General features: G+C 70.5%; 10 protein-coding genes. All 10 read right to left on the minus strand.

All coding sequences use genetic code 11. The features are described 5' to 3' along the window. Positions 1 to 103 precede the first annotated feature (103 nt). A complete protein-coding gene (locus AC1D15_RS10590; RefSeq protein ID WP_465114772.1) occupies positions 104 to 529 on the minus strand; it encodes a tripartite tricarboxylate transporter TctB family protein in 426 nt (141 codons plus the stop codon). Positions 530 to 594: 65 nt separating this feature from the next. Further along, a complete protein-coding gene (locus AC1D15_RS10595) occupies positions 595 to 2,031 on the minus strand; it encodes a sensor histidine kinase (RefSeq protein ID WP_477825943.1) in 1,437 nt (478 codons plus the stop codon). Further along, positions 2,028 to 2,702, minus strand: a complete 675-nt coding sequence (locus AC1D15_RS10600; RefSeq protein WP_047509476.1) for a response regulator transcription factor — start codon at positions 2,700 to 2,702, stop codon at positions 2,028 to 2,030. Before AC1D15_RS10600 ends, AC1D15_RS10595 begins: the two co-directional genes overlap by 4 nt. Positions 2,703 to 2,732: 30 nt before the next feature. Beyond that, positions 2,733 to 3,134 carry a type II toxin-antitoxin system VapC family toxin gene (locus AC1D15_RS10605; RefSeq protein ID WP_477825944.1) on the minus strand — a complete coding sequence of 134 codons (402 nt, stop codon included), beginning with the start codon at positions 3,132 to 3,134 and terminating at the stop codon, positions 2,733 to 2,735. Positions 3,135 to 3,137: 3 nt separating this feature from the next. Further along, on the minus strand, positions 3,138 to 3,413 hold the full coding sequence (locus AC1D15_RS10610; RefSeq protein WP_477825945.1) for an antitoxin: 276 nt from the start codon (positions 3,411 to 3,413) through the stop codon (positions 3,138 to 3,140). A 94-nt stretch (positions 3,414 to 3,507) separates the two neighbouring features. Further along, a complete protein-coding gene (locus tag AC1D15_RS10615) occupies positions 3,508 to 3,987 on the minus strand; it encodes a VOC family protein (RefSeq protein WP_047593315.1) in 480 nt (159 codons plus the stop codon). A 69-nt stretch (positions 3,988 to 4,056) separates the two neighbouring features. Continuing rightward, the gene (locus tag AC1D15_RS10620; protein ID WP_477825946.1) at positions 4,057 to 4,635 is read right to left on the minus strand and encodes a hypothetical protein; all 579 of its coding nucleotides are present in this window, start codon (positions 4,633 to 4,635) and stop codon (positions 4,057 to 4,059) included. Between the two features lie 10 nt (positions 4,636 to 4,645). Then, positions 4,646 to 6,247, minus strand: coding sequence for a protein kinase family protein (locus AC1D15_RS10625; protein ID WP_477825947.1), 1,602 nt, complete (start codon positions 6,245 to 6,247; stop codon positions 4,646 to 4,648). A 170-nt stretch (positions 6,248 to 6,417) separates the two neighbouring features. Continuing rightward, positions 6,418 to 7,386: a trypsin-like serine protease gene (locus AC1D15_RS10630; protein WP_477825948.1), complete on the minus strand. Its 969-nt coding sequence runs from the start codon at positions 7,384 to 7,386 to the stop codon at positions 6,418 to 6,420. Next, positions 7,383 to 8,651, minus strand: coding sequence for a leucine-rich repeat-containing protein kinase family protein (locus AC1D15_RS10635; protein ID WP_477825949.1), 1,269 nt, complete (start codon positions 8,649 to 8,651; stop codon positions 7,383 to 7,385). The genes AC1D15_RS10630 and AC1D15_RS10635 overlap by 4 nt, the downstream gene beginning before the upstream one ends. Between the last annotated feature and the right edge of the window lie 158 nt (positions 8,652 to 8,809).

Consider the following 8,809-nt stretch of genomic DNA (forward strand, 5'->3'; position numbering starts at 1 on the left):
GTGCCCACCGTGCAGCCGATGGCGCAGAACAGCAGGTTCTGCCACGTCAGCGCGTGGCTGAAGCCGAAGGCGAGGTTGTGGAGCAGGTCCATCGTGCTGTGCCTCAGTACAGGTTGAGGCTCAGGCCGAGCAGTTTCTGGAAGGCCAGCGCCACCAGGAACAGGCCGACCGACACCTTGACGTTGCGGACGATCGAGTACTTCGCCGAGCCGGCGAAGGCCGACAGGAACACCAGCGCGACGATGCCGGCCGTCATGTTCAGCAGCCGCGAGACCAGCGCGAACGCGCACAGGCTGGCCAGCAGCAGGCCGATGTTGCTCAGCTTGAACTCGAAGCGTTCCGAGGCGACGAAGCGCGAGCGCACGATGGTGGCGATCGCGATCAGCAGCAGCAGGCAGCTCATCATCAGCGGGAACATGCCGGCGCCGGCGCGGCTCAAGTCGCCGATGGGGTACTGCAGCGCCCCGAGTCCGAAGGCCAGCGAGACGGCCGTCAGGGTGAGTCCCCGCGCGAGGTTTCTGTCGATCATGGTGGCTCCGTGAGAGGTGGCCCACTCTAGGCAGTGGGGCCTCCGCGACCGCCATCGGTTTCTACCTACGACAGGTTGACGACAGGTTCGGCTTCAGGGTCGGTGGTGATGTGTTCGGGACTCTGCGGCAGGCTCACGGTGACCGCGAGGCCGGTGCCGCCGACGCCGGGCTGCAGCGTGGCTTCGCCGCCGTGCAGGCGCGCGATGTCGCGCACGATGGCCAGGCCCAGGCCGGTGCCGAGGCCGCCGGCCAGCTTGCCACGGCGGAAACGGCCCCAGACGTGCTCCAGCTCCTCGGGCAGCACGCCGCGGCCGTCGTCGATCACTTCCAGCACCGCGCGCCCGGCCACGCTGCGCGTGCGCACGGTGATGCTGACGCCAGCCCCCGCATGTTCGATCGCGTTGTGCACCAGGTTGCCGAGCAACTCGCGCAGCAGCAGCTCATCGCCCTCGACGAAGGCCGGCTCGAGATCGAAGCCCAGGTCCTGCTCCATCGCGAGCGTGGGGCGCAGCCAGTTGTTCGCGTACTCCGCCGCCAGCCGGGCCAGGTCGATGCGCGGCAGCGGCGTGCCGTCGCCGAGCACGGCGCCGTCGGTGCGGGCCAGCGTCAGCAGCTGCTGCACCAGGTGCGAGGCGCGCTCGGCGGCGGCATACAGCCGCAGCAGCGTCGGCTTCAGCGAGGAAGGGCAGGTCTGCGTCAGCACCTGCGCCGCTTCCACGCGCAAGGTCGAGAGCGGCGTGCGCAGCTGGTGCGCGGCGTCTTCGACGAAGGCGCGCTGGGCCGATGCCGCGGTGCGCAGCCGCCCGAACAGGTCGTTCAGGGCCAGCACGAACGGCATCACCTCGCGCGGAACGGTGGCCAGCTCGATCGGTTCCAGGCGCTGCAGCGAGCGCGCGCCGATCTCGACCGATGCGCGCTGCAGCGGCCGCAGGCCGCGCCGCACCGCCACCACCGCGAGCAGGGCCAGCGAGAGCGCCAGCAGCACCGAGGCGGCCAGTGCGGCCAGGGCCACCGCGCGTTCGGCGTCCTGGCGCTTGCCGAGCGATTCGGCGACCAGCACCGTGCAGATCTGCGTCGACGAGCCGCAGCGGGCACCGAAGGCGGCCGCGCGCATCGGCCGGCCGCGCAGCGTGTCGTCGAAGAAGCGCCACTCGCCGGCGCGCAGCGCCGGGGCGTGCGCGAGCAGCGCGGCCTCGCCGCCGAGCGGCCGGCCCTGGGGGTCGCTGACGACGAAGGCCACGTCGTCGACCAGGTCGGCGCGCAGTGCACGCAAGGTCTGGGTGCTCAGCGGCAGCGTGGCCTGCCCGTCGTGCATCTCGAGGATGTTGGTCAGCGCGACCGCGGTGTCGGTCAGTGCGCGGTCCAGCCCGTCGAGCGCGGGGCGCACGGCGAGCGCGTAGACCAGCGCCGCGGCCAGCGGCACGAGCGCCACCAGCGGCAGGATCAGCCACATGAGCAGCGTGCGCCGCAGGCTGTGGGCGGGAGCGGTGGAGGCCGTCATGGTTCATCTCCGGTGTCGAGCAGGTAGCCCAGCCCGCGCACGGTGCGCAGGCGCACGCCGGCCGGTTCGATCTTCGTGCGCAGGCGCGACACCAGCAGGTCCAGCGCGTTGTCCGAGGTGGCACCGCTCCAGCCCGGCACCAGCGCGACCAGCTGCTCGCGTGGCACCACGCGCCCGGCCTTCAGCATCAGGTACTGCAGCACGTCGCACTCGCGGCGCGAGAGCTTCACCGGCTCGTCGCCCAGCCACGCCCGCAGCTCGCGCGGGTCGAAGCGCAGCCGGCCGACCACCAGCACTTCGGCCTGCCGGTTCTCGTGGCGGCGGGCGAGGGCGCGCAGCCGCGCCACCAGCTCGACCGGCGCGAACGGCTTGACGAGGTAGTCGTCGGCACCGACCTCGAGGCCGTGCACGCGCTCCGCCACGGTGTCGCGCGCCGTCAGCATCAGCACCGGCAGCTTCGAGCCCTGCGCACGCACGCGGCGCAGCGTCTCGATGCCGTCGATGCCGGGCAGGCCGATGTCGAGGATCAGCGCGTCATAGTCGTCACGCAGCAGCGAGGCCGGCACCGGCTCGCCGCGCGGGCTGGTGTCGACCCGCCAGCCTTGCGCGCCCAGCACGCCGGCGATCGACGCGGCGAGGGGCTGGTCGTCCTCGACCAGCAGGATCAGCATGGGAGAGCGGCTCCTGGCGACATGCGAAGGTCAGCGCTGAATCCAGTTGACGACTTTCAGCCCCGGCACCTGTCGGAAGTGCTTCTCGTTGTTCGTCACCACCACCGCCTGCAGCGCCAGCGCATGCGCCGCGATCATTTCGTCGAACTGGCCGATCGGGCGACCGGTCAGGCGCAGGTGGGCACGCAGGGCTCCGTGGCGGTCTGCCGCAAGCTGGTCCCACGGCTCGCAGCGCACGCACGCCAGGAATTCGTCGACCAGCGCTTCAAGACGGCGGGCCGGGGCCACCAAGGCGACTCCGAAGCGCAGTTCGGAGTAGGTGACGGCAGAGATGCAGACATCTGCCGGGTCGAGGGCTGCCAATTTGCTGTCAGCGTCGGAGTGCCTCTTGATCACCGCGCTGCAGATGTTCGTGTCCAGCAGATAGAGCATCCATCACTCCTTCCAGTCGGAGAACGGATCGCGCTCCTGCGGTACGGCGGATCGATCGGCAAGGAAGTCATCCGGAACGACTGACGGGTCCTTGTCTCGCAGCTCGAAGAAGTCTGCCCAGCTCTTGGCAGGTCGGCTGGACAAGACCACGTCACCGGTCCGGGGGTCGCGTCGGACATACACCTCCGGCACATCGAAGCGAAACTCCGCCGGCAGTCGAACGGCTTGGCTGCCGCCGTTCATGAAGATCCTGGCCGTCTTCGCCGCATCGTTTCTCATGAGGGTGTCTCCGAAAATATATACACATGTAGATACTAACGGGGCGCACCCTGTCGTGCAAGGCGGCGCACTCCATCGGAATGCACCGCTGGACTCAACCGCGCCGCGCCTTCTCGATCGTCGCGATGTCGATCTTCTTCATGCGCATCATCGCTTCGAAGGCGCGCCCGGCCGCCGCGCGATCGGGGTCGGTGAAGGCGTCGGTGAGGGCGCGCGGCGTGATCTGCCACGACAGGCCCCAGCGGTCCTTGCACCAGCCGCACTGGCTTTCCTCGCCGCCGTTGCCGACGATCGCGTTCCACAGGCGGTCGGTCTCGGCCTGGTCATCGGTCGCGATCTGGAACGAGAACGCCTCGCTGTGCTTGAAGGCCGGGCCGCCGTTCAACCCGATGCACGGCACCCCGGCCACGGTGAACTCGACCGTCAGCACATTGCCCTGCTTGCCGTCAGGGTAATCGCCCGGCGCGCGGTGCACCGCACCGACCTTGCTGTCCGGGAACGTCGCTGCGTAGAAGGTGGCGGCGTCGAGCGCCGTGCCGTCGTACCAGAGGCAAATGGTGTTCTTGCTGACCATGTCGCGGCTCCTGCAGGGTTGAACGAGGCCGACAGTATGGCCTCTCGGCGCGCCCGCAGGATCAGGCCGTCATGCGTTCAGCAGCTTGCGGCCCGCGATCACGTCGTCGAGTTCCTTCAACAGCGCCGCCTTCATGCCTGCCGATGGATTCCACGGCGTCGCCGCTGCCTCCTTCGCGGCATCGAGCCAGCGCCAGCCGGCGCGGCCGAAGCGGCTCGCGGCAACCTGCAGCCGCAGGCCCTGCGGGATCCTGCCGGCCGCCTGGGCCGCCCGCAGCCGCGACTGCAAGGCCTCGGCCCAGTCGAACAAGGCCGCGATCTCCGCGCGGGCCGGCACGGGGTCCACGTAGGCGCCGCCCCAGGGCAGCTGGATGAAGAGCGCGATGCCGTCGGCGACCAGGTAGAAGTGCGCCGCCCAGCTGTTGCTGCCGTGGCCGTCGAAGCCGACCAGCGCGTAGTCCTCGGGACCAGGCCGGGCCTCGACCTCGGCCAGGAAGTGATCGATGTCGTACGGCGACGAGGCCACCGCCCGCGTGGCGAACCAGCCCGCGGCCTGCGGTTTCAGCGCCGCGGCCAGCGCGGCCGGCATCGGCGGAAACGGCAGGCTCTCAGCTTCGAACAGCGCCTGGGCGGACTCGGATGCATTCATGGGGAAGATCTCACCAGTTGTGGTTGGCATGGTGGCGCTCGCGTCCGATGTAGCTGTTCTCGGCGGTCAGCAGGGCCTGCACGCCGGGTTGCTCCCAATCGTCCGGGTGGATGATGTTGCCTTCTGTGCGCAGCTTCGCGATGTGGTCCTTGACGCCCTCATGGCGCGCGATCGCTGCCTGGATCTCGGGCTCGCTCAGCTTGTTGCCCAGCATCGCACGGATGTCGCGCGACGTGAGCGAGTTGATCGCGCGTGCCATCTCGGTGTCGACCACCGGCGGCAGCGCGGTGCCGCGGAAGCCGTGGCGCATGCTGTCGTTGTCCACCCACTGGATGCCGGCCGGGTCCGTCAGGTTCTTGCCGAAGCACTGGTCGTTGTCGATGCCCATGACCTTGGCGGTGCCGTGCGGCTCGGGCTTGGGACTGAAGTCGATGAAGTAGTTGTTGGCATGGCGATCGCCTTGCCCGGTGATGTGGTCGAGCAGCTGCAGCTTGGTGACCTCGGCCGCCACGACCCCGCGTGCCAGCGTGCTCGCCTCGATCTCCGCGGCCGGCTTGCCAGTCGCGAGATCCATGACCAGGCCGAGGTCGGGGTCGACGGCGCCGCGCCCGGTGTCGATCACCGCCATCCGGGTGCTCGGGACCACGTCGAAGCCGAGCTTCTTCGCGACATCGACCGTCGCGATGTTGCGCATCGCGATCTGCGGATCGTCCCGCGGGATGCCGGTCGCCGCGGCGACCCAGCCTTTCTCGATGCCCCCGAGCGGCTTGAAGACGCCGTTGAACGCCGTGCCGTCGGGATTCTTCAGCTTGACCTGGAAGACGGTGTTGAAGGCGCCCGAGCCCAGCTTCTTCGGCGGCTCGAGCACCTGGGCATTCGTGAACGCCGGCAGGGTGTCGCCGGTGACCTTCAGGTTCAACTGCTTGTAGAGGCGGCCGATGTGCCGGGCGAGCGTCGGGACGTTGGTGGCCTCGCGCTGCTCCTTGCGGAACAGTTTCTGCTGCCCCTGCGGCACCTTCGTCTGGATCGGATACGCATCGACCTGCTGCCCCAGCGCGGGGCCGGGGCGTTGCGGGAAGCCCTGCGGCGTGGGCTGCTGCCACCGGGCCGCGGGGCTGCTCCATGGATTCGGCATGGAGGGCATCGCCGGCATCTGCAACGGCGCCTGCTGCAGCTCGGGTGGCTTCGGCGGTCTCGGGGGCACCGCCGGGCGCGGGTTCTGGTGGGCCTCCAACGGTGTCGGCCACAGCTCCGGCGGCTTCGGCGGCAGCGGTGGCCGCGACGCCACCGCCGGACGGGGGTTGCCCCACGGCTGTGCTTGCGGCATCTGCATCGGCATGGCCATCGGCGYGGGGTCGGGCCGCGCCGCTTGCAGGTCCCTCGCGGCACCGAGCACCCCCCGGAACGCCGCCAGCCCGACCCGTCCGGCCATGCCGCCGGCCACCCGCAGCGCATTGCGGCGTTTCAGCGGCGATTCGGGCGTGGGTGGTGTGAAGGGCGATTGCCGGCCACCGCCAGTGGTGCGCTCCGGCGACAGCGCCCGCCCGATCGCACCGGAGTCGAGCCGGCTCAGGATCCGCTCGAGGCTCGGACGCTTGCCGATCGTGCTCATCGCGCGGCCTTCCATGCAGGAAGGGGGCATCGCTTCGCTGGTTCGTTCACTGTCATCATGGGTCGCCTTTCGGGGCTTCCAGGATGTCGCGGCGAGCGCGGCCCGGCCGACGCGACGGCGAAGCGCTGTCACGGTTTGCGAAGGCCTGGCGATCGGGGGCGTCGTGCGCCTTATGGCTTGCGCCGTCGACCGCTGCCCCGGCAGGCCAGCACCGCAGCGAGGCCCAATCCGGCGGCCGCCAACCCCAGGGTCCAGGTCGGCAATGGCAGCTCCGGCGGCGGCACCGGCGCGAGCGTGCCGCCGGTTTGCGCTTCGAGCCACGCCACGAAGCGGGGATCGCCGAGCAGCATGCCGCCGCCGATCGTGCCGAAGCGGAAGTCCACCGGCATCCCCTTGCTGGCGGAGAGCGTCATCGTGTTGATGCCGAGCAGCCAGCGCCGCCCGCCGATCTCGGCATACGCGGGGCCGCCGGAGTCACCCGGGGCCACGCCGGTCTCGATGGCATTGCCGAGGCTCGACTCCCCCAGCGGTCCGTTGCCCCAGGGGCCGTCGAAGTCGTACAGGAAGAAGAGGCTGCGGCGGCCCGAGCCGTCGATGCTCTGGCGCACCGCGTCGAGCACGTTGCGGCCGACGCGCTTGACGGCGGCCGAGCGTGGCCCGCCGGGGCCGGTGTCGCCGGTGCCGCCGGCGCCGTAGCCGACCAGTGTCAGCACCTGTTGCGCCGGCGGTGCGTCGCGGTAGATCGGCAGGATCCCGACGCCCTCGGGCACCGGGCTCGCGAGCGTGATCAGCGACAGGTCGTCGTACGGGAACGAGGCACCGGGGAAGGGGGTGACGGCGGTCGCACCGATCTGCACCGGGGTCGCCTGGTGGTTCAGCTGCACGGTGAGGGTGCCGGGCGTCGCGCTGCCTGTCACGTGCGAGGCCGTCAGCACGAAGCGCGCTGCGACGACCACGCCCGAGAAGATGCCGCTCGGCGTCAGCACCGCGACCGCGGAGGTCCACGGCGACGACGGCGTGTTCGCGTCGATGCGCGCGTCGGGCGAATCGGGTGCGGTACCGGCCATCAGGGCGCGGGCCGGTGCGCCGAGTGCCAGGCACGACGACGCGGTGAGCAGTTGGCGTCGGGCGGGATTCATGGTTCGCCATGCTGCGCCAGTTCGTCGACCAGGATGCCCAGGGCCCGTCGATCGAGGGCCTGCAGCGCGGCGCGCAGCGGCGGGTCGTCCGGCGGCAGCAGCGACGCCGCACCCAGGTCGCTGAGCAGCGCGCGATCGCCGCCATCGACCAGCAGGTTGTGCGCGTAGAGATCGCCGTGGGTCAGGCCGCACGCATGCAGGTGGTCCAGTGCCTCGGTCGCCGCGCGTGCGATCGACGTGGCCCGGGCGACGCTCAGGCGCACATCCGCGCCGTACACGTCGCGGCTGCAGCTGGCCATGCTGGGCGGACCGGCGAGCGGCTTCCAGTGCGGGGCGAGCCGCGGCAGCACGAGGCCCGGCGTCCCGTCGGGATGGTCGGCGAGGGCACCGAGCACGCCGACGAGCTGCGGGTGGCTGCCGGCCATCAGCGTGGCGGCGATCTCGCAACCGGGCAGGCCATCGCTGGTCACGCTGCCCTTGAAGAGTTTCACCGCGACGTCCTGCACCGGACCGTCGCCCGGCTGCCACTGCGCGGCATGGATGTGGCCGGAGGCCCCTTCGCCCAGCAGCGCGTGCAGCCGCAGTTCGCGCCACGCGATCGGCTGGACGGTCGCGATGGCTTGCGCGGCCTGCTCGCGCGCCGCGCTGAACGGGTTGCCGGCGTGGGCCAGCCAGGCCAGTTGCGGCAAGGCCAGCAGCTCGTCGGTCAACGCATGCTCCACCCGCTCGAAGGCGTTGGCCGACAGCCGAAGCAATTCGAGCCGCTGCAGGCGGCCCATGCCCGGCGGCAGCCGCGTGAGCCGGTTGCCGGCCAGCATCAGCTTCTGCATGCGGGTGCAGTCGGCCAGCGTGGACGGCAGGGCCGCGATGCGGTTGTCGGTCAGGATCAACCAGCGCAGCGTGGGCGCCAACGCCTGCGCCGGCACGTCGGCAATCCGGTTGGCCTTGAAGCCCATCGTGTCGAGCGCGGGCAGGCGGCCCAGCACCGGCGGCAACGCGGTGAAGCGGTTGCCGGAGGCGAACAGCGTGTGAAGCCTCGTCAGGCGCGCCAGCCCGTCGGGCAGCGAGCCCAGCGCGTTGCCCGACACGTCGAGCACCTCGAGCGTGTCGGCCAATGCCAGCACCTCGGCAGGCAGTTCCACGAGACCGCAGCCGCGCAGGTCGAGGCGGGTGCAGCCTTGCAATTCGCCGGCGCGCAATCGATCGAGGGTCTGGCGGTCCAGGGTGCGGGCAGCAGTCAGGTCGGGTTGCAGCGTGGGCTCCATCGGTCGGGTCGCGGGCTGCCCGCATTGTCGATCATCGACTTGACATGCAGGCATTTGCCTGCCTATTATCGCTTCACGCAAGAACGCAACGAATGGACGCAGACAAGGTATTCAAGGCACTGGCCGACCCGACACGCAGAAAGCTGCTCGACCTGCTG

The sequence above is a fragment of the Rhizobacter sp. P2_H2 genome (assembly GCF_056403375.1).

Bases quoted from the DNA above. Each gene is read 5' to 3' on its own strand.
- AC1D15_RS10595 (WP_477825943.1), bottom strand. From the start codon at position 2,031: ATGACGGCCTCCACCGCTCCCGCCCACAGCCTGCGGCGCACGCTGCTC.
- AC1D15_RS10610 (WP_477825945.1), bottom strand. From the start codon at position 3,413: ATGAGAAACGATGCGGCGAAGACGGCCAGGATCTTCATGAACGGCGGC.
- AC1D15_RS10630 (WP_477825948.1), bottom strand. From the start codon at position 7,386: ATGAATCCCGCCCGACGCCAACTGCTCACCGCGTCGTCGTGCCTGGCA.
- AC1D15_RS10605 (WP_477825944.1), bottom strand. From the start codon at position 3,134: ATGCTCTATCTGCTGGACACGAACATCTGCAGCGCGGTGATCAAGAGG.
- AC1D15_RS10590 (WP_465114772.1), bottom strand. From the start codon at position 529: ATGATCGACAGAAACCTCGCGCGGGGACTCACCCTGACGGCCGTCTCG.
- AC1D15_RS10615 (WP_047593315.1), bottom strand. From the start codon at position 3,987: ATGGTCAGCAAGAACACCATTTGCCTCTGGTACGACGGCACGGCGCTC.
- AC1D15_RS10600 (WP_047509476.1), bottom strand. From the start codon at position 2,702: ATGCTGATCCTGCTGGTCGAGGACGACCAGCCCCTCGCCGCGTCGATC.
- AC1D15_RS10635 (WP_477825949.1), bottom strand. From the start codon at position 8,651: ATGGAGCCCACGCTGCAACCCGACCTGACTGCTGCCCGCACCCTGGAC.
- AC1D15_RS10620 (WP_477825946.1), bottom strand. From the start codon at position 4,635: ATGAATGCATCCGAGTCCGCCCAGGCGCTGTTCGAAGCTGAGAGCCTG.